Source organism: Nonomuraea sp. NPDC001684 (genome assembly GCF_053596515.1).
Genome location: NZ_JBSFGJ010000010.1, coordinates 1 through 24,169 on the forward strand (window position 1 = coordinate 1; position 24,169 = coordinate 24,169).

Annotated in this window: 21 protein-coding genes and 1 pseudogene; 7 read left to right on the forward strand and 15 right to left on the reverse strand. The window is 69.5% G+C overall.

The genetic code is table 11. The annotated features are described in order from the left end of the window. Together ACWCSD_RS03770 and ACWCSD_RS03775 are read right to left on the reverse strand one after the other, a co-directional pair. The coding region (locus ACWCSD_RS03770) for a YczE/YyaS/YitT family protein (protein WP_449912903.1) at positions 1 to 616 on the reverse strand (616 nt) is incomplete at its 3' end. Between the two features lie 75 nt (positions 617 to 691). After that, on the reverse strand, positions 692 to 2,452 hold the full coding sequence (locus ACWCSD_RS03775; RefSeq protein WP_449912905.1) for an adenine deaminase C-terminal domain-containing protein: 1,761 nt from the start codon (positions 2,450 to 2,452) through the stop codon (positions 692 to 694). A 229-nt stretch (positions 2,453 to 2,681) separates the two neighbouring features. Here ACWCSD_RS03775 and ACWCSD_RS03780 point away from each other — a divergent pair, with 229 nt between their 5' ends. Further along, complete coding sequence (locus ACWCSD_RS03780; RefSeq protein WP_352360897.1) at positions 2,682 to 3,593, forward strand: LysR family transcriptional regulator; 912 nt, start codon at positions 2,682 to 2,684, stop codon at positions 3,591 to 3,593. Positions 3,594 to 3,619: 26 nt separating this feature from the next. On the opposite strand, the gene ACWCSD_RS03785 is transcribed toward ACWCSD_RS03780, so the two are convergent. The 3 genes from ACWCSD_RS03785 to ACWCSD_RS03795 are packed head-to-tail and all read right to left on the reverse strand — an operon-like array spanning position 3,620 to position 10,035. Next, on the reverse strand, positions 3,620 to 9,346 hold the full coding sequence (locus tag ACWCSD_RS03785) for a WXG100-like domain-containing protein (protein ID WP_449912909.1): 5,727 nt from the start codon (positions 9,344 to 9,346) through the stop codon (positions 3,620 to 3,622). A gap of 6 nt (positions 9,347 to 9,352) precedes the next feature. Beyond that, positions 9,353 to 9,655, reverse strand: a complete 303-nt coding sequence (locus tag ACWCSD_RS03790; protein WP_397155777.1) for a hypothetical protein — start codon at positions 9,653 to 9,655, stop codon at positions 9,353 to 9,355. Further along, positions 9,652 to 10,035 carry a YbaB/EbfC family nucleoid-associated protein gene (locus ACWCSD_RS03795; RefSeq protein ID WP_397155779.1) on the reverse strand — a complete coding sequence of 128 codons (384 nt, stop codon included), beginning with the start codon at positions 10,033 to 10,035 and terminating at the stop codon, positions 9,652 to 9,654. Before ACWCSD_RS03795 ends, ACWCSD_RS03790 begins: the two co-directional genes overlap by 4 nt. 436 nt (positions 10,036 to 10,471) lie before the next feature. Here ACWCSD_RS03795 and ACWCSD_RS03800 point away from each other — a divergent pair, with 436 nt between their 5' ends. The 4 genes and pseudogenes from ACWCSD_RS03800 (at position 10,472) to ACWCSD_RS03815 (ending at position 12,339) form a co-directional block, all read left to right on the forward strand. After that, a complete protein-coding gene (locus ACWCSD_RS03800) occupies positions 10,472 to 10,624 on the forward strand; it encodes a hypothetical protein (RefSeq protein ID WP_352360905.1) in 153 nt (50 codons plus the stop codon). Between the two features lie 549 nt (positions 10,625 to 11,173). After that, positions 11,174 to 11,674, forward strand: a complete 501-nt coding sequence (locus tag ACWCSD_RS03805) for a hypothetical protein (RefSeq protein ID WP_449912914.1) — start codon at positions 11,174 to 11,176, stop codon at positions 11,672 to 11,674. A 64-nt stretch (positions 11,675 to 11,738) separates the two neighbouring features. Beyond that, positions 11,739 to 11,972, forward strand: a pseudogene (locus ACWCSD_RS03810) (transposase); the annotation flags it as partial. 34 nt (positions 11,973 to 12,006) lie between these two features. Beyond that, on the forward strand, positions 12,007 to 12,339 hold the full coding sequence (locus ACWCSD_RS03815) for a hypothetical protein (RefSeq protein WP_449912983.1): 333 nt from the start codon (positions 12,007 to 12,009) through the stop codon (positions 12,337 to 12,339). 325 nt (positions 12,340 to 12,664) lie between these two features. Here the strand turns inward: ACWCSD_RS03815 and ACWCSD_RS03820 are convergent, their stop codons facing one another. From ACWCSD_RS03820 to ACWCSD_RS03830, 3 genes are all read right to left on the reverse strand, one after another. After that, the gene (locus tag ACWCSD_RS03820; RefSeq protein ID WP_397155783.1) at positions 12,665 to 12,982 is read right to left on the reverse strand and encodes a hypothetical protein; all 318 of its coding nucleotides are present in this window, start codon (positions 12,980 to 12,982) and stop codon (positions 12,665 to 12,667) included. A 543-nt stretch (positions 12,983 to 13,525) separates the two neighbouring features. Beyond that, positions 13,526 to 14,068 carry a dihydrofolate reductase family protein gene (locus ACWCSD_RS03825; RefSeq protein ID WP_352360931.1) on the reverse strand — a complete coding sequence of 181 codons (543 nt, stop codon included), beginning with the start codon at positions 14,066 to 14,068 and terminating at the stop codon, positions 13,526 to 13,528. Further along, positions 14,065 to 14,850 (reverse strand): alpha/beta fold hydrolase, encoded by a 786-nt coding sequence (locus ACWCSD_RS03830; RefSeq protein ID WP_449912917.1) that lies wholly within the window; start codon positions 14,848 to 14,850, stop codon positions 14,065 to 14,067. The genes ACWCSD_RS03825 and ACWCSD_RS03830 overlap by 4 nt, the downstream gene beginning before the upstream one ends. Positions 14,851 to 14,984: 134 nt before the next feature. On the opposite strand from ACWCSD_RS03830, the gene ACWCSD_RS03835 reads away from it, so the two are divergent. Then, a complete protein-coding gene (locus ACWCSD_RS03835; protein WP_449912919.1) occupies positions 14,985 to 17,780 on the forward strand; it encodes an ATP-binding protein in 2,796 nt (931 codons plus the stop codon). A gap of 159 nt (positions 17,781 to 17,939) precedes the next feature. On the opposite strand, the gene ACWCSD_RS03840 is transcribed toward ACWCSD_RS03835, so the two are convergent. After that, positions 17,940 to 18,329: an STAS domain-containing protein gene (locus ACWCSD_RS03840; protein ID WP_449912922.1), complete on the reverse strand. Its 390-nt coding sequence runs from the start codon at positions 18,327 to 18,329 to the stop codon at positions 17,940 to 17,942. Between the two features lie 434 nt (positions 18,330 to 18,763). Between ACWCSD_RS03840 and ACWCSD_RS03845 the strand changes: the two genes are divergently transcribed. Continuing rightward, on the forward strand, positions 18,764 to 19,204 hold the full coding sequence (locus tag ACWCSD_RS03845) for an ATP-binding protein (protein WP_352361107.1): 441 nt from the start codon (positions 18,764 to 18,766) through the stop codon (positions 19,202 to 19,204). A 23-nt stretch (positions 19,205 to 19,227) separates the two neighbouring features. On the opposite strand, the gene ACWCSD_RS03850 is transcribed toward ACWCSD_RS03845, so the two are convergent. The 6 genes from ACWCSD_RS03850 to ACWCSD_RS03875 form a co-directional block, all read right to left on the reverse strand. Next, positions 19,228 to 19,743: a DUF5994 family protein gene (locus tag ACWCSD_RS03850; RefSeq protein ID WP_449912923.1), complete on the reverse strand. Its 516-nt coding sequence runs from the start codon at positions 19,741 to 19,743 to the stop codon at positions 19,228 to 19,230. Then, positions 19,740 to 20,696: an acyl-CoA desaturase gene (locus ACWCSD_RS03855; RefSeq protein WP_449912926.1), complete on the reverse strand. Its 957-nt coding sequence runs from the start codon at positions 20,694 to 20,696 to the stop codon at positions 19,740 to 19,742. The genes ACWCSD_RS03850 and ACWCSD_RS03855 overlap by 4 nt, the downstream gene beginning before the upstream one ends. 198 nt (positions 20,697 to 20,894) lie before the next feature. Then, positions 20,895 to 21,980, reverse strand: coding sequence for an AI-2E family transporter (locus ACWCSD_RS03860; protein ID WP_352360940.1), 1,086 nt, complete (start codon positions 21,978 to 21,980; stop codon positions 20,895 to 20,897). Positions 21,981 to 22,253: 273 nt separating this feature from the next. Beyond that, positions 22,254 to 22,643, reverse strand: a complete 390-nt coding sequence (locus ACWCSD_RS03865) for an STAS domain-containing protein (protein ID WP_352360942.1) — start codon at positions 22,641 to 22,643, stop codon at positions 22,254 to 22,256. A 95-nt stretch (positions 22,644 to 22,738) separates the two neighbouring features. Continuing rightward, entirely contained in the window at positions 22,739 to 22,861 is a 123-nt protein-coding gene (locus ACWCSD_RS03870; protein ID WP_352321808.1) for a hypothetical protein, read from the reverse strand. 190 nt (positions 22,862 to 23,051) lie between these two features. Beyond that, positions 23,052 to 24,056 (reverse strand): tyrosine-type recombinase/integrase, encoded by a 1,005-nt coding sequence (locus tag ACWCSD_RS03875; RefSeq protein WP_449912930.1) that lies wholly within the window; start codon positions 24,054 to 24,056, stop codon positions 23,052 to 23,054. Between the last annotated feature and the right edge of the window lie 113 nt (positions 24,057 to 24,169).

Genomic DNA, 24,169 nt, shown 5'->3' on the forward strand with positions numbered 1-24,169 from the left:
GGTTGAACGAACCGTACGGAGCCGGGACGGACGTGCCGGAGGCGTCGAACACCGTCTTTCCCGTGTACTTCGAGACGTACGGCACCTCGCCGGTGCAGTCGAAGCCGGTCTTGAGGTTGCCCCATTTGAAGCCGGTCCGCTTGAAGACCGTGTTGACGAACATGTCGACCGGCATGAGCACCAGGTTGGCCCGGATCATCAGGAACAGGCCGAACGCCAGCGTCGCGTCCGCGACCACCAGGAGGACGAACTTGGCGGCGTAGGCGTCCAGCGCGATCCAGCTCGTCAGCATCAGGTTCAGATCGAGGAACGTGGCCAGCACCAGGGCCGGGATCAACGCCAGGAAGTTCCTGAGCTTGAAGTCCTTCGGCAGGACGAGATAGGTCAGCAGCAACATCAGCAGCTCAAGGGCGAAGTTGAAGGTCCCCTGGCTGATCGAGGGGAAGACCAGGGTCATCGTCCGGGTGAGGCTGCTCTGCGGCGAGATGCCGATCCCCGCCCTGATGGCCAGGCTGACCCCCAGGGTCAGCAGGTAGATGCCGGCGCCGTAGGTGATCCAACGCCGCACCAGACTTCCGGTGTCGACGACTCCGGCCTCTTTTTCATGCTGTAGCACAGTTGCCTCCTTGGCTGTTAGCTGTTCCGGCCGGAGCCTGCCGGACGACGCGATGTCCGCTTCTCAGAGCACGGCTCAGACCATGAACCCGAAGCGGTCGAGTGAGATGAACAGGGTCAGGAGCTTGTTGACGACCGGCTCGCCCTCGTTGTGGTTGCCCAGCTTCTCCAGGGCGGCGTCGATCGACCGGGTCGCGTCCACCAGCTCGGCCAGGCTCATGTCCGCCATCACGCCGTAGATGTCGAGCGGCAGCGCGGCCCGCACCTGCCCGTCCTCGGTGACGAGGCAGCCGCCGACGAAGGCGTCGAGCTGCCTGAGGTTGTCGCACATCTCGGCGCTGTCGCTGCCGACCACCACGAAGTAGGCGAAGGGCGCGGGCCAGAACGTCGACACGGCGCCCCGGTCGATCGAGACCCCCTTGAACAGCCCGTTGACGACGTGCCGGGTGCCGTCCGCGTACCGCTGGACGACGGAGATGCGGTTCAGCCTGACACCGTCCACCTCGGGCACGACGGCGCCGTCCGCGAACGGCACCCAGACCTCCTGGGAGAACTTCAGGTGGCCGCGGCCGTAGACGTCGAAGAGCAGGACCTTCGCCCGGCTGCCGTCGTCGGAGATCTCGATGGGCGTGAGGTCGAGCTGTTCGGGAGCCAGGCCGGCGAGGCCGGGCCGGGGCTCCTGCACCATGACCGAATAGTCCAGATCGACCGGCTTGAGGAGCTTACGGTCCTTGGCGACCAGCTCGCCGCCCTTGAACACGTACAACGGGTTGATCTTCGACAGGCTGTCGGTCAGCACGATGTCGGCGAAGCGGCCCGGGGCGAGGGAGCCGAAGTCGTGGTCCATGCCGAAGGAGCGCGCGGAGTACAGCGTGCCCATCTTGATCGCCTGGATCGGGTTCAGGCCCATCTCGACGGCCAGGGAGATCACCCAGTCGATGTGCCCCTTGGTCAGCACCCGGTCGACCGAGATGTTGTCGGCGCACATCTGGAAGTTCTCGGCCGGCCAGCGGCGCTTGACGATGGCGCGCAGCATGGTTTTGATCACCTCGGGGCTGCCGACGCCGAACTTGATCTGGGTCTGGAAGCCGTACCGGATGCTCTTCTCGATGTCGTCCTCGTTCCAGACATCGTGGTTGTTGTGCGCGCCGATCGCGGGCATGTAGTTCAGCAGCATGTCGGGCAGCGCCGTCACGCCCCAGTGGCTGTTCACGAAGCCGCCGTTGGCGCGGCCCAGGGCGGACTTGCGGAAATCGTCCTCGTTGCCCGTCATGTAGGACAGGTGGGCGAGCTCGCCCAGCCCGATCACCGGGTCCATCTTCAGCATGGCGTCGGTGACCTCGACCGACGTCTTCTTGCCCGGCGCGAAGGCGTAGATCCGGTAGGGCAGCTTCTCGTAGTCCTTGAACAACGCCGCGGCGGCCTCGACCGCCTCGTCGCCGGCCGCGCTGGCGAAGTCCAGGGTCTCGGCGAAGATGGTGGTCGTTCCGCTCGGGACGATCGCCTCCCCGAACGCCGCCGGGTGGGCCAGCTGGGCGTCGAAGTGCAGGTGCGCGTCGATCAGCCCCGGGATCGCGTAAAGGCCCTGGCCGTCGAACACCTCGCGGACCCGCACGATCGACTCGTCCGGGTTCAACGCGATGATCCGCTCGTTGTAGACGAGGATCGAACCCTGGAAGACGCTCTCGCTGTGCACATCCAGCACGCTGAGGTTGCGCAGCAGCAGATCTGCCTCCCTCTCCCCGCTCAGGATGTCGAAGACCGCCCGCACGTGGTCGTAGTGGACCGAGACCCGGTCCGCCCCACCGGCCTGGCTCGTCTTCTCCTTCTGGAGCATGATTTCCTCGCTTCATTGCTGGGCTGTTGGATTCCGCTCGCGGAACGAGACCCGAGGACGCGGCTCCGGGATGCCGGCAGCCGGTCGCGGAGTTTCAGCACAGGGCCGCCGTGGCCGTGTCGCTCGTACGCGCTGTGGCTATGAAATGGCACAGCACCGTTGCTGACAAGCAGCCGTTTTCGCACGGACTGTACTCTTTTTGCGCACGGTCCAGCCCAGGGAGGCCCCCATGCTCCACTCACGCGTGCTGCACTACATCGACGAGGTCGCGCGGTACGGCTCCATCCGGGCCGCCGGCGCCAGGCTCCACGTCGCCCCGTCGGCCATCAACCGGCAGATCCTGCTCCTTGAGGAAGAGCTCGGCGAGCCCCTGTTCGAACGCCTGCCGCGCGGCATGCGGCCCACCCCGGCGGGCGAGGTCCTCCTCGCCCACGTGCGCCGGACCCTCCAGGAGTACCGCGAGGCCGTGACCGAGATCCGCGACCTGCAGTCACTGCCGAGCGGCGAGGTGGTGATCGCCACGATGACCGGCCTGGCCAGCAGCATCGTCTCCACCGCCACCGTGAACTTCCACGCCCGCCACCCCGAGGTGCGCATCTCCATCCGCGCCCTGTCCACCCACGAGATCCTCCGCGCGGTGGCCGACAGCGAGGCCGACCTGGGCCTCGGATTCAACGTCCCGTCCTCGCCGCAGCTCCAGCTGTGCTGGCAGATGGACACCCGGCTCGGCGCGGTCATCGCCCCCGCCCACCCGCTGGCCCGCCTGGAATCCATCCCCCTGGCCCAGTGCGCGGCCTACCCGCTCATCTTCGCCGACCGCTCGATGGTGATCCACGGCATCATCGCCGACACCTTCGCCGAGGCCGGCCTGAAGGTCGAGCCCGCCTTCCACACCAATTCGATCGAGACGATGAAACGCCTGGCCGCCGCGGGGGAGGCCATCGCCTTTCTCAGCCGGTTCGACATGGCCGAGGACCACCACAACGGAACCCTCGCCTTCCGCCCGGTGCGCGACCGCGCCTTCAGCAACAACATCCTGTCGCTCGTCCGCCGCGAGAAACACGGCCCCGGCCCCGCCGCCCTGCTGTTCGCCGAAGAAATCATCCAAACCCTGGAATCCGTGGCCCACCCACCCCTCTGACGAACTCGCCGCGCGGAAGAAGGGGGTCAGCGGACGATCACGCCGGGGTGTGCGGCCTCGAAGGCGGCGAGTCCGTCGGCGGTGAGCCGGAGATGAAGGCCGCCGGCGACGTCCACCGTCAGGGGCTTGTCCTTGCCGTAGAACACCAGGGAGACATCCAGCTCAAGGTAGGTGTTGTCGTGCTGCTCCTCCAGGAAGTTGCGTTCGACGATGTTGGCGTTCCGCGACGCGGCCTCGTCCGCCGTCTTCACGCTGCCGCCGACGCCGCCGAAGCCGAGGCCCCCGTCCTGCGCCCCGGCGGAGCCGCCCGCGCGGGCCGCCACGCCCCGGCCCTGCTCCTGGCCGTGCCCCACCGTGCTCATGGTCTGGGCGTAGACACGCTGCTTGACCAGCGCGGTGGTGATCTCGCGGGCTCCGGTGACGTCGATGCCCACCCTGCCGATCCCCGGGATCTCGTACTCGTGCGCGAGCAACTGGTCCAGGTGGGCGCGCATGGTCCGTTCCTTGGTGGCCTCGGCGAGTGACATGCCGGCCGGGCGGGAGAGCTCGAACCCGTCGGGCCGGTCGGCCAGGGACGGGACCTCGCCCCGCAGCCTCGGCGGCACCGCGCTCAGCGGCGCCCATTCCTCGACCAGCGAGGCGGCCGGGAACGCGACCTGGCTGACGTCCCCCCTGGGCACGCCGTCGCCCAGGGTGGCGGACATGCGGTTCGGCCCCGTCGCGTCCGCCCAGCGCGGATCCGCCGCGGTGACCGGCGTGCGCCCCGCGACCGGCGTGCCCTGCGGCACCTCCGTGGTGAGATGGCCCGGCACCAGGACGCCGACCTCGCCGTCCACGACCGCCCGGGACGTCTCGGTGACCCCGGCGTGCCGGTCGAACAGCCTTCCGGCGCCGTCGTGCCCGGTCATCTCGCCCACCTTGAGCAGCACGTTGCGGGCCACGTTCTGCACGGGCTCCAGGAGCGGGCGGACCGGGACGTGTTCGAGCGTGATCTCGTACCGGACAGGATGCCTGAACTCCTGCGGGGCCTCGCGCGTCTGGTAGCGGTTGATCGCCTTCGCGATCGTCCCCTCCCCGTCCACGGTGTGGGAGTCGCGGGAGTTCGCGAACCCCGCCTCGCCTCCTCTGAGCTCGCCGTCGGAGGACTCCATGTAACGGGCGATCGCCTCCGCGCCACGGTCCGTCCCCGCCTCGCGCACGCTCAGGTCGCCGCTCAGGCGCTCGTTGCGCAGCATGAGGCCGGTGTCAGGACGCTCACCGACGTGTACGCCGTCGCCGACCTCGGCCGTGACCCGGATGCCCACGCGTTCGGTGACCCGGCCGTTCTCGTCGGTGACGAACAACCAGGAGGACACGCCGTTCCCGCGCAGTTCGCCCAGTTTGGTGCCGAGCGCGTCCTGGCCGAAGTTGCCGCGCAGGTGCTCGGCCACCGGGTGGTTCGTGAGCTCCTGCCCGGGGAGGAGCAGGCCGTCGCGGCGCAGCAGCTCCACGATCTGCGGCAGCACGCCCTCCGCGTCGAGGTGCTGGACGTAGGCGGTGTTCAACGCCGCCTCGGGCGCCGCGTAGGCCCGCGTCGTGTCCCCGGCCGGCCTGACGGGCTCCACGGCCTGCGGGCCGTCGAGCCCGTGCCGGCGGGCCACCTCGTCGGGCAGCACGAGGTCGACGATGTCCTCCACCCGGACGTACGTGGTCGGGCCCTGCTCGACCGTGCCTCCGCTGGTCCTGCTGGGGGTGACCTCCAGGACCAGGTCCGCGCGGTACCAGTGGGAGGTGCTGCCGTCGGAGTAGGTGACCCGCGAGACGTCGCTGCTGCCCAGGTAGGAGCTCTCCACGGCACTGCGCTTGGCGGCGCCGTGCACCCCCGCTCGCGCCACGACCTTGCGCTCGGTCCCGCCGGCTTCCCCGGCTCCGTGCGCGGCCCCCGCGCCCTCGCCGTCGCTCAGGGTGACGCGCAGGCCGGTCCTGGCGTGGCCGCCGACCGCGCGCCTGCCGCGTTCGCCGTCCAGCGCCCTGGAGTTGCTGCTGGAGTAGCTCTCGTGCTCCACCCCGCTCTCCGACTTGACGTGCCGCACCTCGGCCACGTGGGCCTTGACGTGCAGGTCGTGCCGCGTTCCCGCCCGGTCGGACACGGTGTAGTGCAGGCCGTCGGGGTGAGACGTGATCATGGTCTCCAGGTTGATCACGTCGGTGGCGGTCTCGAACACCGGCGGCACGTCCAGCCGCTCCGCGGCCGCCGGCAGTCCCGCCCACCGGTTGTATGCCTCGGCCAGCGTCGAGGGAAGGTCGGGCATGGCCCCCATCCGGACGATGGCCGACAACTCGTCGGCGCCGGGCCGCCACAGGTCGGCGGGCCGCTCGGTGGTCGACTCGACCCGTCCCAGCTGCGCGACGTCCTGCGCGAGCACCGGCCGCTGCGGCAGGTGGACGTCCGGCACCAGGATCTCCGCCCTGCTGCCGTGCACCTCCCACGAGGTGTTCAGCGTCTCCGTGCCGTCCCGCGAGATCCTCATCCTGACGTCGAAGGACAGATCCCGCGTGATCGTGAAGCCGCCGCTGGTCTCCGTGCGGTCGTACCTCGTGTGACCCGAGGAGAAGCCGGTGCTCTCCGACTTCGTGCCGCTCCCGGTGAGCGACAGGTTGACCGGGTCGATCTTGAGCCGTTCCGTCACGTCGAGACGCGCGACCCCGCGCACCTCCGCACGGCCCGTGCGGGAGCTCTCCCGCTGGCTGGTGTCGGTGCGCGAGGTGATGCGGCGTTCGTTGACCGTCAGGTCGGACGCGCCGACCTCGTGCCGCCGGCCCAGCGTGCCCTCGGCCAGGATCTCGATCGTGTAGCCGCCGATCGTCCTGTCATACCTGATGCCGTGGAGGGCGTGCGTCAGGTCGGCCTCCAGCGCCACGGCGCCGAAGCGGCTCTCCAGGTCCCGCACGACCTGCCGTCTGATCTCCGGCGGGAGGTCGGGCAGCGCCTGGTCGACGGCCTGGCGGAGCTCCGCGCTGAGCAGCGTCTCCCCATGGACCCGGACGCCGCTGCCGAGCCCCGTGCCCCGACCGGCGGCGAGCGTCTCCGGCTCCAGGACGTGCGGGTCGTAGCCGCGGTTGGGGTGCTCGCCCCTGGCCGGGTACTCGCCGACCGGTTCGGTCAGCGCGAACTCCGTCCCCACGTCGTCGATCTCCCGGTGGAGGTCGGCGAGCTTGCGCTGGATGTCGTTGAACTCGCCCAGCGGACGCAGATCGTGCCCGAAGACGTCCTGCTCCATCCGGGACGCGTCGCGCGTCGGGACGATCAGCTCGGCGTTCACCTCCACCTCGAAGGCGCCGAGCGTCTCGGTCTCGACCTGCAGCCGCATCCGGGCGTCGTACATGGTGACGTCGCCGAGCCTGGTCAGGACGGTGTGGTTGCCGTGCGCCCGGTTGGTGGAGGTGACGTGGTCCGTCCCGTAGCCGACCCCGCCGACGGCCCGCGCGACGACCTCCGCGTGCTCGCCCAGCGGCAACCCGATCTTGCCGCCCGCGTGGACGCCGACGCTCGCGCCCTGCCGGTGCGAGGTGCCCTCGCTCTCGCGCCGCCCCAGGTCGTCCCGGAACATCGTCTCGACCGGCGCGCGCCCGCTTCCGTCGATCGGCTCGACCCGCGTGATCTCGCCGCTGATCCGGACGGAGTCCTCCTCCGACCGCAGCAGCGACGTCTTGTACCGGATCGCCTCGGAGGAGACCCCGCTCGACAACATCGACTGGCTGCGGTTCTTCATCCCCTGCTCGCTGAGCAGCGTCGAGGTGAGATGGTCAGTGATCTTGACCACCTCGCCCGCGGGCAGCCCCGCCGCCAGCCCCCGGCGCTGCACCTCCAGCACGAGAGGCGTGACGTCCAGCCCGGTGATGGCGATCCCGTGGTCGCGGAACTTGTGCCCCGCCCCCTCCGGCACCTCGTGGCGGGGGAGCGGCGACGGGTGGTCGGTGCTCAGCAGCGGCCCTTCCCGGGTGAACTGCTTGGGGAAGGGGATGGTCAGCGAGAGGTCAGGCACCGCCGCGGTCTGCGTGACCCGCTCGCCGTCGCGGTAGACGTCGAGGACGATGTCCGCGGCGAAGTAGTCGTGGGCGGGGGAGATGGCCTTGTGCCCGCTGATGACCTCCACGCCGTTCGTGTGGGTCGTCCGGGCCGTGCTGGTGACGCCCGACCGGGGCAGGGCGTTCGCCTCGGCCTCGTCCGGTGAGTGGTAGAGCCCCTTCATCAGCCCCGCGGTCCGATCCAGCGAGGAGCCCCGCGAGGACTTGCCCTCCACGCCGTCCCCGCCGAAGGCGACCGGCTTCTCCGGGGGCAGACTCGGCTGTTCCAGGTGCGTGAACTCGTTCGGCCGGAGCTTGAGGTAGATCACCTTGTCGCCGACGCCGAGCGCCACGCCCCTTTGGAGGTGGTTGGTCCAGACCTCGCGGTCGCTGCTGGCGAGCGCCTCCGCCAGCCAGAGGCGGATCACGGCTCGTTCCCGCGGGACGATCCCCGTGATCCCGGCGGTCATGGCGTGCGCCGCCGCCCTCGGGTCCACCGGCACCCTGACGTCGTGCACGGCCGTCTCGCCCAGGGCTCCCATCTCGACGACGCGAGGCGGATGGATCTCCGGCTTCGGCAGCCCCGGGTCGGCGGACGCCAGCTGGGACGTCAGACCCTGGAGCACCTCCGACGGCAGGTCGGGGCTGTGCCAGGCGGGGGACTCGATGGTCCGCTGGTTGTGGTTCACCGCCGCCAGGAGCGTGTCGGCGCCGCTCTTGGGCCCGTGCCCGTTCCCGCCGTCCGGTCCGGACAGCGGATGTCCGGACGAAGAGGACGAGTGGGGCGCGGACGGGCCGTCGGCGCCGTGCGGCAGCGGCGAGGCCAGGTGCTGGCCGTCCGCGCCGAGCGCGCTGGACGTGATGCCCTTGGCCAGCAGGTCCCAGCTGAAGTTGCCCTGGGCCAGCATGGAGCCGGCCGTCGTGATGCCGCCGGCCACGGCGAACTGCGCGGCCTGGCCGTACAACGACGAGTGCGCCGCCGCCAGCAGCTTCTCGGCCGTGGACATCTCGGCCCTGGTCAGCCCGGCCCGCAGCGTGGGCGTGGCCAGACGGCTCAGCCCGCCCGAGGCCACCCCCATGAGCCCGCCCATGACGCCGCCGCTCACCGCCGAGATCACGAGCTGCCGGACATCGATGTCGTCCCTGCGGCCCTGCAGCATCTGGGTGCCCTGGATGCCCAGGTCCATGCCGGCCACGATTCCGGCGAACAGCAGGATGTTGCGCCGGCACTGCCGGGCGATCTGCCCGACCGTCAGCCGGGCGAGCTGCAACCGCGGTGGAATGAGCGCCAGACTCGCCCCGCCGGTGGCCAGGGCCGCGGCCAGCAGATACCCCAGCTGCATGATCAGCAGCCAGACGGTGACCTCGATCATGTACTTGGCGTACTGGATCTGCACGCCCACGCCGTTGAGCGCCACCGCGGCGTCCACGAGCCGCTTGACCGCGAGGGCGACCTGACCGCCCGCCACCTTGTCGACGTGGGCGGCGAAGGCGAGGTGAGCCTCCCCGTCCCAGTCCTTGCCGATCCTGCGCGCGCCGCCCGGCAGGTCGGCGCGGGTGCCCTCGACGATCCGGTGCGCGGCGATCACGCACGCGTCGGCCAGCCGGAAGCAGCCGGTCTCGTCACCCTCCGGCCAGTCCATGCCGACCACCCAGCCGACGTACGGCTTGGCGAAGTCGGGCACCAGGAACCCGTTGAACCCCATGGACGATCAGGTCCACGTGACGGCGGGAGGGGGCTCCGCCGTCTTGTAGTTACGGGCGCTGGCGTTGAGCCCCAAGGCGACGTTCTCAAGCTCGTCGATGAACGCCGTCAGGGCGTCGAAGATGCCGCGTTCCATCTCGGGCAGCTTCTTGGCCAGCTCCGCGCCGTACTCGTCGTCGCCGAGCGTGTTCCGGTCCCGGTTGAAGGCCGCGCGGAGGTCGGCGCGCACCTGCTCGACGTTCCCCGCGAACAGCTCGTACGTCCTGGCCTCCCGGTGCAGCGCCTCCCGCTGCACGTAGTAGCCGCTCACGGGGCCGGCTCCACGGGGCCGGGGAAGAACGCGTCGAGCGTGGCCCGCTCCCCGAAGACGTCCTCGAAGGGCAGGCCGTCCGGCATGAGGGGGTCCAGCAGCTGCCTGCTCTGCTCGGAGACCGCGGCGGTGGCCGCGTTGGCCTGCTGCATGATGGCGTCGGCCAGTTGGGTGGGGGACAGGGTGCGATAGGCCCGGGGGTTCAGCTCGACGCCGCGCAGCTGACCGTGGCGGCCGACGGTCACGGTCACCATCCCGTCCGCCGACCGTGCCGTGTGCTCCAGGGCGGAGAGCTCTCCGAACGCTTCGCGCACGCGGGCCACCTGCTGGTTGATCTCGCCCGCGAGCGCACTGACCTCCGCCTCGAACGCGTCCGCCACAGAAGCACCTTTCACCCGCCTAATACCGCAAGGCATCATACGACACCCTTTTTTACCCGATTAGGGGTGTCCGGATCGTTTACCTTCTGTTAACAAAAGTGTCACGGGGTGTCTGAGTAACGTCCGCCGTGCCGTACAAAGCCGGGCATTCGTCCCTGAAGCCCGCCTTCTTTACCGGCGTCCGGACAATGGCCCGACGCCCGGACAATGGCCCGTACCGGGCCTGGGCCTGCGGTGGCGGCGGCCGCCCTCCTCCCTCCGGCCGGAGACGGGTCCTCCCGGTGGCCGCGGAGGATCACTCTCCGGGAGGAGTGCGGATCGCTCGCCCCGTCCCACAATCGGCAGTACGGCACCGGAGATCATCGGGGCATCCGGTGGCCGCCGCAGATGCAGGACCGCACCTCGCGTACGCCGCGACCTCGCCGCAGGAGTCCATGTGACCCGTCTTCGTCCCGCACTCACCGCCGCGTTGCTGGCCGCGGCCTTCATGGGGGCAATGTCCCTGCCGGCCCAGGCCACCGAAGGCCAGTCGTGCAACACCGGCCCGAACGGCCCGGCGTGCCACTCGCCCGGCTGGGGAACCAAGTGACAGGAAGGCCGCCTGCCAGCATCTGATCAAGAAGGGCTGGAGCCGCGAGAAGGCCTCCGCCGAGACGCTCGAAGTCCCCAAGAAGCGCCCGCGCCTCAACGCCCTCCCCGCCACCGACCACCCCGGGCTGCTTCTACGGACGCCCCAACGCCCGCAGAAGCAGCCCGTCGGCACAGGCCCAAATCGCCATGGCCCGCCATTCCGAGATAGCGACACATCCCGCCTCTGCCACACACGAGAAATGGACGCCAATGGCCTGTTCCGCGCGCGCCAGCGCTGCGGCGATGAGATTGCCCCCGACATGCGACCCCTGAACGGCTCTGAACGACCCAGTATTGCAACCTGAAGTGCAACCCTGGTGCCCGTGGGCTGGGGCTGAGGAACGAAGCCCCAGAGCGTCGATCGCCCCCGGCCCTGCATGGCGACCAACCGACATCAGGCGATCGTAAGGGTGGCATCGGTCTTGCCTTTGGCGACCATCCCGGAGCTGGAACGACCTTGCCTGAGGCAATGGAACCGAATGTGGCCGTTCGGCGATACGGTTTGTTCGTGCAGATCACATATCGTCCACGTTGGTCGATCGCCTTCTTCTCTGGTGGCATCAGTGCCGTAGTGTTCGCTCTTGCTTATTGCCTCCTAGCTATCGCTCTTGGCCAGCCCGCGGGGTTGATTGCCGTGGTTGCTGTGGTGCTGAGCGTTACTTACCTGGCTTTGGTGGTGGTGAGGGTTCGGCGACGAACCCTGACTGTCACCGAGGACAGGATGATCGCTCAGCGCGATGCCTACAGGGTCACCGTGAACTGGGCCGATTTCGTCGACGCGCAGCCCAAACGCATTGGTGGCCTGTATCCAGTCGACGTGATGACCTTCAGCGTTGGCATTGTGGAGCCGATTGACGCGAAAGGGCATCGACGCAAGGCGGTTCCCCCGAAGGTCTACGAGATCGGCGCCGATCGGCGGATTCAAGTAGGCATCTACGTCTCTGACTGGCACATGGAGCCGATTGGTGAGTTGGTCACTCGTCATTCGCCACCGGCTAAGAGCGCCTAACAGAACGATTTCTGTTGTGCCGTGATCTCTTGCTGGAGCCGAGGAGAGGGCGCCGGGGGCCAAGCTGAAGCCGTGGGAGGTCAGCGATGAGCTGTGGGTGATCGAACCGCTTCTGCCGCAGCGTCAGCGGCGGTTCGGCATCAGGGCGTAAGCGGCTGGATGACAGGCTGGCACTGCAGGGCATCCTGTTCGTGTTGCGCACCGGGATCGCCTGGAGCACCTGCCCCAAGAGCTCAGCTTTGGCTCGGGCATGACGTGCTGGCGACGCCTGGCCGAGTGGAACGCCTCCGGCGTGTACGCTCCGCGGCTACCGGCAACTCATCGCCGACCACATCAAGCCCGTCCTCGGCAAGAAGAAGCTCGACAACCTCTCACGGACCGACGTACGTCGGCTCATCGAGGCCAAGGCGGACTCGGGCCTCAAGGCAGCCACAGCCAAGCAGATCCACGCACTGATCAGGAACGCGTTCGCCCGCCGGACCGACATCGATTTCGGCAACGGGCACCACACCGTACGGCAGAGCCTCCAGCGGGCGGACGGAAGCCTTCAACTCGTCGATCCCAAGACCGACCGCTCCAGGCGTACCGTTCCCGTTCCGGATCCGACCCTTGCCGCGCTCCGCAAGCACAGGCGCGTACAGGCCGCCGAACAACTCTTCGGATGACCGTCAGATGACCGAGGGCCGGACTCCCATCAGCGGGATCCCGGCCCTCTTGGCTGTAAAAGATGGCTGTACAACCTCGCCCGACATGATCAAGGTGAGGTGTTCGAGCTGGTAGGGCGCCCGGGGCTCGAACCCGGAACCTACGGATTAAAAGTCGCGAGTTTTTATGTCGCGAGCAATCTTGGCGTATTCGATTGTGTCGCTCTGCCGCGTTATGCCGCCCGGAAAATACCCAGGCCTGTCGCCCGATGTCTACGCGTGTCGCTGACCGAAGAGCACGTGGCGAGCACGGAACACCGGAACGGCGGCCGATCGCTGATATGGGTCAGCTCTGGTCGGTTCTTGCTCTGCCGACGATGGTTGACAGGTGGCCGCGGTAAGTAGTGCCGAGCCTGGTCACCTCGCCGACGAACGTCCCTCGGCCTTCAGTCATCTGGCTGACCCAGTTCTCGGGAAGCAACACTCGTTCGCCGACCGTGAGGGGTGGCTGTCCACGCCACCGATAGGCGTACTTGCCGACCTCGACGACCTGGTCGCCGTTGATCTCGTAGTAGCGCTGGGCGTCGTCGAGATGCTGCTCCAGTTCGGCGACACGCCGCTGAAGTCGCTCGATCTCCTGCCGGGCCGTCGAGCGCGCTGTCATGCCCGCCGGAGTGCCCCTCCCGTCGGCCGCGCTGGTACGCCTCGGACAGGGCCCGTTCATGGTCGGTGATGTGAGTACCGCACGCCACGTCGGATCCGTAGACGCGTTGTTTGCACGAGCTGCCCGAACGGGCCGGTCGCCCGCACAGTCGGACTTCGAACGTTCGCTCGCTCATCGCCCACCCATTCATATCACCGCATTGATCGATCTCGTGGTTGTTCCGGTCAGGCGGAGATGGAGGTGCGGGCGCCGGATATCAATCCTTGCAGGTTGGAGGCATCGTGGACGCTCCATCCTTTTGGATGGGCGCTTCGAGCGCTGCGCCAGACGGAGCCGGCGCACGATCGCCTCGGACGCCGAGGCGATCCGCTCCTGCGCCGTCACCGGCAACGCCGGCACTTGAGCGGGCTCGACGCCGCCGGATGGGTATTCACTTGCGGGGACAGCGATCAGTGAGACGCGACCACTGAGCGGCGCCTCCGCGGCCGCGCAGCGGACGCCTCGAAATCCGTGTCAATCCACCGAGTTTCTGCCCCCGCCTTGTCAGGGGCCAGGGTGGTAGATCAGGTGCAGGACGCCGGTGGCGAAGGTGGCCGAGTGGACCAGTCGCAGCGGGGTCGGACCGCCGTCGGCGAAGAGCCGCTCCCCACGGCCGAGGACGACCGGGTGGATGAGGAGGTGCAGTTCGTCGAGCAGGTTGTCGCGTAGCAGCGATCGCACCAGGGTCAGGCTGCCGCTGATGGTGATGTGCCGGTCCGGCCCCTGTTTGAGGGCGGCGAGTTCGCCGGAGACCGGGCCGGGGATGACGGTGGTGTTCTGCCAGGCCGGGGAGGTCAGCGTGGTCGAGGCCACCAGCTTGGGCATCGAGTTGATCCGGTCGGCGAACGGCACCTCGCCGCCTCTGCCGGGCCACGAGGCGGCGAACACCTCGTAGGTCCTGCGTCCGAGCAGGAGGATGTCGGCTTCGTCGAGCTGGCCGGAGACGGCCGCGGCCATCTCCTCGTCGTAGTAGGGGAAGTGCCACTGCTCGGGGGCTTCCACGACACCGTCCAGCGATACGAACAGCTGCGAGACGATGGTGCTCACGCTGTGGCCTCGGTGAAGAACGCGGCGAGCGCGGGGGCGATGGCCTCGGGGGCCACGTTGTGAGGCTGCCCGGTGAGCGTGGCCCGCCGGACGTCCGGCAGCAGATCGGCCACGGCCTGCGCCGTGCTGCTGATCCACGGGATCGTCTCGCCGTCGATCACCAGCGTGGGGGCCGTGACGCCGGTCAGCCGATCGGCGGGCAGGGAGAAGTCGCCGGTGATGGTGGCGTCGTAGATGAGCGTGTGGGCCACGGCCTCCATCGCCGGCCAGCCCGGGAAGTCGCGCATCGGGGCCACGAACTCGGCCGGGATGCCGACCGCGGCGGTGAGGAACAGCTCGCACATGTCGCCCCGGCGGCCCTCGGCCAGCAGCGCCACGAGCTGCTCGCGGTAGTCGGCCGGCACCGGCGTACGGGTGCCGGGCAGGATGTAGGGAACCTCCCACACCGCCAGCCTGTCGACGGCGAGCCCGCGGGCGGCGGCCTCCAGGGCGATGATGCCACCGCCGGAGGTGCCGTACAGGTGCGCCGACCCGCCCGCCGCGGTGATGAGCGCCTCGATGTCCTCGTATTCGCGGTCCACCGCGTAGGGGGCGGTGTCACCGCTGTCGCCGCGGCCGCGCCGGTCGTAGTTGTAGACGGTCAGGTCCTTGGCCAGCAGCTCGGCCAGGGGCGCGTTGGCGGATCGGTCGGTGGGGCCGGCGCCGATGAGGATCATCGCCGGGCCCTGCCCGATCCGGTCGTAGGCGATCGTGGTGCCGTCCTGCGAGATGACCTTGTCCATGTCGTTTCCCTCGTGTTCGTGTTCGTCGCTTGCATGATCAGAATGCTTCACGTGGCAGCTGTTCGACATCCGTGGACTCCACTGATTCGCCACTGAGACGTCCGTGACGTCCATACGTACGTGATGATGTCCGGATGATCGCAAAGGTGTCCCAGCGCGAGGCCGAGGTGCTGGCGGCGGTGGCGGCGCGGCTGTCGAACGCGCAGATCGCGAACAGGTTGCGCATCTCCGTCCGCACGGTCGAGAGCCACGTCGCCTCGCTGCTGCGCAAGTACGGCGTGGCCGACCGGCAGGAGCTGGCGCAGCAGGCGGTGCAGGCCGGTGTGGACCGCGACATCCCTGACACGCCGCAACCCGGGGTTCCCGCCCCGATGACCTCGTTCGTCGGGCGCGAACGGGAACACGAGGCGGTCCTGGCGGCGTTCGGCGCCTCCCGGCTGGTCACCCTGCTGGGTCCCGGCGGCGCGGGCAAGAGCCGCCTCGCGGCAGAGATCTGCTCCTCGTACCCGGCCGGCGGGACATTCGTGGATCTGGTTCCCGTACGGGACGGGTTCGTCACGCAGGCGGCGGCCAAGGTGCTCGGGGTCGGTGAGCGCGCCCAGCAGCCGTTGGAGGACGCCGTCATCGAACGGCTCCGCCGCGGTCGGGCGCTGCTCGTCCTCGACAACTGCGAGCACGTGCTGGACGCCGCTGCCGGTTTCGCGGAGCGAATGCTGGCAGCCTGCCCGGGCACCCGGATCCTCGTGACGAGCCGCGAGCGCCTCGGCGTGCCCGGCGAACGTACCGTGCCGATCGGCCCGCTGCCCCTGGACTCCGACGCGGAGGCGCTCTTCCTCGACCGGGCCACCGCGGCCGATCCGGAGTTCGACGCCGACCCGGCCCTGCTGACGGAGATCTGCGCCCGCCTCGACGGCATTCCCCTGGCCATCGAGCTCGCCGCGGCCCGCAGCGCCTCTCTGGGGCTTGCCGGACTGCTCGTCGCGCTCGACGACACGCTGAGGCTGCTCACCGGAGGACGGGCCGCCGACCGGCGGCATCGGTCCCTGCGCGCGGTGCTCGAATGGAGTCACGACCTGCTGGACGAGGAAGAGCAGGCGCTGTTCCGGCGGCTGTCGATGTTCTGCGGCGGCTTCGACCTGGCCGCCGCGACGGCGCTCACCGCCGGCCGCCCACCCGGCGCCGTGAGCCATGTGCTGGGGCGGCTCGTCGACAAGAGTCTCGTCGTACGCACCCAGGGGACGGCGAGCCGATGGCGGCTCCTGCAGACCGTCAGAGCCTTCGCCGAGGACTTGTTACGAGGCGCCGGCGAGTACGACGCGGCTCGGGAACTCCATCTGCTGTGGGCCGCCGGTACCGCGACGGCGATGCAGGAGCGGCTGATCGCCGCCAGACAGCACGACGCCGGGGCGGCGGCGCCGGTCGATGACAGCGAGAAGGACGGCGCCGAGGTCTGGCGGCGGGAGTTCGACGAGGTCGCAGACGATCTGCGGGCGGCGCTGGCCGCCGCACCGCCTGGACCGGGCGAGGCTGCGCACGGCCTGGCCCGCTCGCTGGGGCAGCTCACCTTCGCCCGCCGGTTCCTGGCCGAGGCCCAAAGCCACTACCGGCAGGCAGCCGAACGAGCGCCCGGCCCCGCCGAAGCGGCCAAGGACCTGCGGAACGCGGCCGACTGCTCCCTGGACAACATCTCCGGGCAATACGTGTTCGACCTGCTGCTCGCCTCGGCGGCGCAGGCCCACGCCGCGGGCGACGAGAACGGCCGCGCAATCGCCCTGGCCCGTGCGGTGGAGACGGCAGCGAGGTTTCTCGCCTCCTTCCCCGAAGGCATTCCCGGCGAGCGGCTTCGCCGTCATCTCGCGGAAGCCGCCGAGGCCGGAGACCCCGGCGACCCGATCGTGGCGGCGGCAATCGCCGCGGCGGCAGCCTGGACCGAGCGGCCGGGCGCCTTCGACCCGGACCCGGCCCTGGCCGCCCGCGCGCTCGCCGTCGCACGGACGACGGGCGACGCCGTGCTCATCAGCGCGGGACTCGACGCGGTGACGACCGCCGCCGTACGGGCCGGCCGGCATCGCGAAGCCCGGCGGCACACCGAGGAGCGGCTGGCACTGCTGTCCGTGATGGACCGCGACGACCCGCGTTCGGCCATCGAGATCGTGGACACCCTGCACGTGGCCTGCACCGACGCGATCGTCGCGGGAGATCTGCCCGCGGCGATCACCGCCGGTCGGATCATGATGGCCGACGACCTCGTCGGGGACCACCCCTACATTTCGGCCAGCAGGCTGATCCCCGCGCTCGTCCTCACCGGGGACCTCGGCGCGGCCCTGCGCTACGGCGAACGGATGTGGGCGGGCTGGGAACGAGCCGGCCGGCCCCCGGCCGGATGGCTGCTGCCTTCCGTGTCGGCCGTGGCGCTCGCCCACGGGCTTCTCGACGACCGGGTCCGTTTCCGGCTCTGGCGTCACAGGGCCGGCGTGGTGGTCGACCACGCGCAGGCCGGGCATGCCCGGCTGACTTCCTTCGGCGCGTTCGTCGATGCCCGTGCCGCGCTGCAGTCCGGTGACCTGAGCGACGCGGCCGCCCTGGTGGAGAGGGCCTTCGGCACGTTCTCGATGGGACGTTACGCGGCGTACGCGCAGGCGGCGGGAGCCGAGCTGGCCGTCGTCGCCGGGCTGCCTGATGCCCCGGACCGGCTCGCGGCCGCGCTCCTGACAGCCGGTGAGAACCACTGGGCCTCGGCATGCCTGGCTCGCGCCGGCGGCAGGCTCCACGCGGACCCGGACGCGCTGACGGCCTCGGTCGCCCAGTGGGAGGGCATCGACGCCCGGCTGGAACGGGCCCATACCCTCCTGCTGATCCCACATCGCGCCGAAGAGGGCCGAGCCGCCCTCGAAGCACTGATCACGAGGACGGGTAGGAGAACCCCGTAACAGGAGTCCTCCACGGATACTCACATGCTGCTTGAACTGCATGGACGTAATCGTCGGCAGACGCAAGGACCCCATGCGGGCTTCGGCGAAGTCCGCGAGCCACCACGAGGTCACCTGTCAACGTCTTGGTTTCCGGGGTTGACGGTGGTGGTTCGCCGATCACTGCCGTGTTCGGGCCAGCGCGTCCTGTGCCTGCGCCAGAGTGGGGTGGGTGGGAAATATGCGCCCCAGCAGGCCGGTCCTGCGGAGCAGTTGTTCACATGTGCCGTGCAGGCCGATCAAGGCCAGCGCGCCGCCGTCATGGTCGATCTGCCTCCATGCCCGGACCAGGCTGCTCAGTCCGGAGGAGTCGCAGAACTCCACCCCGGACATGTCCATGATGACTAGCGGTGGGTTCTGCTGCCGGCACACCTTGACCACTTCGTGTTCCAGGTGCGTGGCAGTGTTCAGGTCCAGTGCGCCGTGGACGGCCACCACCTGGCCCGGAGGCGCCGCGCGCATGCTGAGCCGCAAGGGCGGCGGGTCGTTCGACATCGGCTGCGAAGGCATCGACGCCTCCTCTCGGGAGGCGCTCTGCCCCGCGCCCGCTTGAGCCTCTTCGAGTGGGCTTGGCGATCTCATGGATGGAGGAGGCTTGTCGATGGGGAGCAAGGGCGTCGCCAGCAGCCGGACCCCTGGGCCGTTTCCCCCTTAGCCGCAGGGGTAGGGGTGTCGCGAGTCAGGATCTGATCGCACTGCGGTTGTCGTCGCTCTCGCAAGTCACGCTGATCGCGCCATCGAAGGGACCATGATGTCCAAGGCGCCGTCGGCCATTCCATTGCCCGTGCCGACCGTCGCGGCCCCTCCGTCGTCTGATGTTCCGACCGCTGTCGACATGTCGCGACGAGGGGGCGGGCGTGCGGCGCGTTCAGATGGCAGCTCCCTCGGAGGGCAGCCGGTCGCCCCCGGTGACCGGCGATGAGCGGGCGTGACCGGTGAGCGGGATGTTCGGGCCGCCGCCGGAATGCCGAGACCCGCTGCTGACCTGGGCACTGAGTACGTCCGGGCCGGGTGGCGCGGCCACGTACGATCAGAGCGCATTGCGGAAGGGCGTGAGCGCCCATGCCACCCAGCAGGGGCTGTCGTCGGCTCGGCGGGAAGATTTTGAACTGGCGGTGCACGAAGGTGTGGCCAACGTGTTCGATCATGGTGGTGGGTCCGGGCGGGTCCGCCTGTGGCAGGCCGATGGCCTGCTGTGCTGCGAGATCAGCGATCATGGCCCCGGGATCCCGGCCCGCCACTACCAGCAGCGGGCATCGATGCCTGCCCGCGACCGTGACCACGGCCGCGGGCTGTGGCTGATGGCCGAGCTCAGCGACTCGCTCACGGTGACCACCGGCCCGGCCGGCACGACCGTCGTCATCGTCGTCCGTCTGCGGGACTGACTTTCCCGCCACCGAACGCGTGATCAGAGTGTGGGGTCCTCGCGGGCGGGCTGTCGGGTCCGGCCGCCTTCGTTGTCCCAACCGGCCAGGCGCTGCTCCTCCTCGGCGGCGGTGTCGGCGGGACCGTCGTGGTCTGCGGCGGTGAGGATGTCGCCGGAGCGGGTGCGGCCTCGGCATCGGGTGGCCAGGTCGAGGGCCTTCTCGGCGGCTGCGGGTGTGGTGTCGGGTGGGATGACGAGCAGGTTGATGTGTTCGATTCCCGGGATGATGAGATTGATCAGGTGGGGGTCGATGGTGCGGAACCAGCCCACTCTGACCTGGCGGCCGGGGGCGGCGATGCGATGCGGGATGTTGTGCCAGGTGTCGACGTGCAGGCCGACGCGCAGGACCCGCCGCTCCAGCCGCTGGTCGATGGCGGCGATCAGTGCGGGCAGTTCCGCGCCGGCGTCGTAGCCGGCGGGCCACCACGCGCCGTCCACCGCGCCGCGACGTGCGAGGTCGGGATCGAGGCTGAGCCGCACCTCCTCGGGGCCGGTCATGGGGAGGGCTCGCGGCGTCGTGTGGCCAGGCGCGCCGGGGTCGGCCAGCGTACGTCGCGGGCCCAGCCGAGCCGCTCCAGCAGTCGGATCAGCCGGGCGGAGAGGTCGATCTGGCCGGGCAGCACGCCGTGGCGGGCGCAGGTGGGGTCGGCGTGGTGGCCGTTGTGCCAGCTCTCGCCGAATGACAGGAGAGCTAGTGGCCAGAAGTTCGCGGCCTGGTCTCCGGCGCGGGTCATCAGCGGCCGTTCGCCGAAGACGTGGCAGATGGAGTTGATCGACCAGGTGACGTGGTGCAGCAGCGCGATCCGTACCAGAGCGCCCCAGAAGAATGCGGTCAGCGCGCCACGCCAGGTGCCGGTGACCAGCAGGCCGATCGCGGGCGGCAGCAGCAGCGAGGCTGCCACCAGCGGTCCGAACAACCGGTCCACCCGGCCGATGCCGGCGTCGTTGAGCAGGTCCTTGGCGAAACGTTTCCGATTGGTGAGGTCACGCCCGAACATCCAGCCGACATGCGCGAACAGCAGCCCCTTGGCCAGGCCGCGCACGCTGCTGCCGTAACGCCAGGGCGAGTGCGGGTCGCCGTCACGGTCGGCGAAGGCGTGATGGCGCCGGTGGTCGGCCACCCACTGGATGACCGAGCCTTGCACCGCCAGGGACCCGGCTACGGCCAGACCGATCCGCAGCCACCGCTCCGCCTTGAACGCGCCATGGGTGAGATGGCGGTGAAAGCCCACCGTGACGCCGAGCCCGGTCAGTACGTAAGCCGAGGCGGCTATCGCCACGTCGGTCCAGCTCAGCCCCCACCCCCAGGCCACCGGCACGGCGGCGGCCAGCGCCGCGAACGGCACCAGCACGAACACCCACAACGCGACCATCGCCGCGACCGGTTTACGGCCGCCGATGAGCGGTGCCGCGCCGGCCCGCTCGATGACACCTGTTCCTGACGAAGCCATGCCGACTTCCTCCCCACACGGCAGCGTCCTCCAGCCCCCTGGACAGCAATTCACCTGCCCACACGCACGGAAGCCACTCCCGTGTCGATGCCAAGCTTCGGACGGGCGGGGGACATCCCACCGCCAACGGATCGGGCGCGCCCGTCCCGCATGAGGCCGCCACGGCCCGGACACCACTCGCGCCCGCCTCCGAGCCCGTCAATCCTTCTGTTCGGGTTCCTTCCCGGGAGGCACCGCCTTCGCCGGCGGTTCCGGGGCCGCTCCTGCCGGGAGGGCGAGCGGGTCGTCCTTGAAGAGTTCGGGCACGGCCCGGTAGAGGATGGCGGTGATCGGCACGGCCACCACCGCGCCCGCGATCCCGGCCAGGATGCCGCCGACGGCCAGCACGATGATGATCGCCAGCGGGTGGAAGTGCAGCACCCGGCCGACGATCAGCGGCTGGAGCACGTGGTTCTCCAGTTGCTGCTCGACGATCAGGATGCCGACGAAGATCAGCGCGTAGATCGGGCCCTTCGCGCCGAGCGTGACCAGCGTCGCGACCGCGCCGGCGAAGAGGATGCCGACGATCGGGACGAAGCTGGCCAGGAAGATCAGTACGGCCAGTGCCGCCCACAGCGGTACTCCCATGACGGCCAGCACCACACCCATGAGCACGCCGTGCACCGCGGCCACGGCCACCGTGCCCTGCACGTAGTGCGACAGCGTGGTCCAGGCGGTCCGCCCGGCCCGGTCGACCCGCGGCGCCATCCGGCCGAACCCCTTGAGGAACCAGGACCAGATCTGGTCACCGTCCTTGAGCAGGAAGAACGTCACGAACAGCAGGAGCACGATCGAGGCCAGCGCCTCCACCACCACCACGGTCCCCGCCAGAACCGTCGAGGTGATCTGCTGCTGCCGCTCGGTGACCAGCTTGGCGATCTCGTCCACCCAGCCGCTGAGCTGAACGGGCTTCACGTGCAGAGGGCCGGTGTAGAGCCAGCCCTCCACCGTCTTGGCCGTCTGCCTGACCTGTGTCAACAGGCCGGGGAACTCCTCATTGGCCCGCACGCCGATGATCCAGCCCGTCCCGCCCAGCACGGCGAGCGCGACCAGCATGGTGACCCAGGTGGCGTAGATCGTCCGCAGCCCCGACTCGCGCAGCCGCCGGGTGAGCGGGAACAGCAGCGCGGTCAGCAACAGGGCGACCGCCACCGGCAGGGCGACGATGCGCATCGTCGCCACGAAACCGAGCACGTAGTTGGCCACGATGCCGATGACGATCAGGCACGCGCACCACGCGGCCATCCTCGCCAAGGTCGCAGGCACCAACCGCAACAGGCGCTCCTGAGGTGAGTCCACGCACGGGAAACTTCCCCACCGGTCGGAAATAGGCGCACTTCCCGACTTCGGTAAAGGAAAGTTGAAGCAGAGAATTTGCGTCACGGGCCCGGCGGCCTGCGTGGTGCCGGCCTGGCTTGCGGTGAGCACCGCGGGGGTGAACGCCATCGGGGCGGCCGACACGCGCGAGGTCACCTGCCGACGTCTTGGTTTCCGGGATTGACGATGGCGGTTCGCCGATCACTGCCGTGTCCGGGCCAGCGCGTCCTGTGCCTGCGCCAGAGTGGGGTGGGTGGGAAATATGCGCCCCAGCAGGCCGGTCCTGCGGAGCAGTTGCTCACATGTGCCGTGCAGGCCGATCAAGACCAGCGCGCCGCCGTCATGGTCGATCTGCCTCCATACACGGACCAGGCTGCTCAGCCCGGAGGAGTCGCAGAACTCCACCCCGGACATGTCCATGATCACTAACGGTGGGTTCTGCTGCCGGCACACCTTGACCACTTCGTGTTCCAGGTGCGTGGCAGTGTTCAGGTCCAGTGCGCCGTGGACGGCCACCACCTGGCCCGGAGGCGCCGCGCGCACGCTGAGCCGCAAGGGCGGCGGGTCGTTCGACATCGGCTGCGAAGGCATCGACGCCTCCTCTCGGGGGCCCTCTGCCCCGCGCCCGCTCTCTGATGTGTCGCGACGCCCGTCCTGTCACCGGTGCGGTTCGGTACGGCCGGTCGTCATGGCTTCTCCTCAGCAGTGGGTACGCGCAGGAGCAGCAGGGCGGTGTCGTCGCTGTGGTGGTCCCCGGCATACTCGCTCAGGGCGGTCGTGATGCGCTCCAGCGTCTGCTCGGCGTTCAAGCCGTCGTTCAGCCGGCCGGCACAGCGGGCCAGGCGCAGGCGTCCGGGTTCGGTCAGCGGCGCGTTACGGCATGAGGGCCTTTCTGGTCGGCGTGTAGATGTCGCAATCCACACCGAACCGAAGGCCCTCACCCCTTTACAAGATCATTTTTCGCGTGTCGTCTCGACCTAACCTCTGTGGTCAGTACAGCTAGTGGTCGCTGATCAGGGCGTTCAAGGCGGCTGCCTTGTCCGCTTCGGTCAGCAGGCCGTAGCGGCGGGTGGTGTCCAACGAGCCGTGGCCGAGGAGGTCGGCGACCAGGACGGGGTCTGTGCCGTGGCGGATGAGCTGGGTGGCGAAGGTGTGGCGCAGGACGTGCGAGCTGAAGGGCTCGGTGGGGTCCTCGCCCAGACCGACGGCGTCGCCGAGGCCGGTGATGATGTCGCGGGCTGCGCGGTCGCTCAGGCGACCGCCGCGCTGGTTGAGGAACAGCGCTGGGTGGGTGCCGGCTCCCTTCCAGCCGGCGCGGGTTGCCAGCCAGTCGGTCAGGGCCTGGCGCAGGTCGGGGTGGACGGGCAGCAGGCGGATCTTGCCGCCGTCGCGGCCCTGTCCGCGGATGCGTAGTTCGCCCGTGCGGGCTGAGAGGCGCACGTCGGTCAGGTCGAGGCCGACGACTTCGGAGATTCGCAGTCCGGCGTAGTAGGGCAGCAGGGCGACGGCTTTGTCGCGCGGGGAGGCGGTGAGCTGGACGTGGCGGACGTAGCGGCGGGTGCGCCGGGCGTCCAGGACTCGGGGGGCGGTGCGCCGGGAGTCGCGTTCGCGCTGGGTCTGGGGCTTGCCGAGGCCGCGGCGGGCGTAGAAGTCGTCGATGGCCGACAGGTAGGCGTCGATGGTGTTGGGAGCGCGGCGGCCGTCCTTGAGGTGGCGGCGGAAGTCGCGTACCGCGCCGGCAGCCGCGACCGCATCGGTGAGCGGATCGCCGTCCAGGGCGGCGGCGTCGGCTTGGACGGCCAGCCAGTCCAGGTAGCCGCGCAGCCGGGAGGTGTACTTGGTCTTGGTGGAGTCGGCCAGCGGGGCGCGCTCAAGTGCGGCGGTGTAGTCGGCCAGGACGGCGGCGTAGGGAGCGGGGAGCGGGACGGCCCGCGACCGGCGCGGGTTTCCGGAAGCGACTCCGGCCGGCTCCGTGATTCCCGAGGGCGAGTTTCCGGAAGTCATCCACAGAGTCTACTTCCGGAATTATGTGATTCCGGAAGTAGGAGGTAGACTGAAGGTACCGAGGACTTATCGAGCGTTGGCACTCAGGTCTGCGTCGCCCCCGGCGAACCACC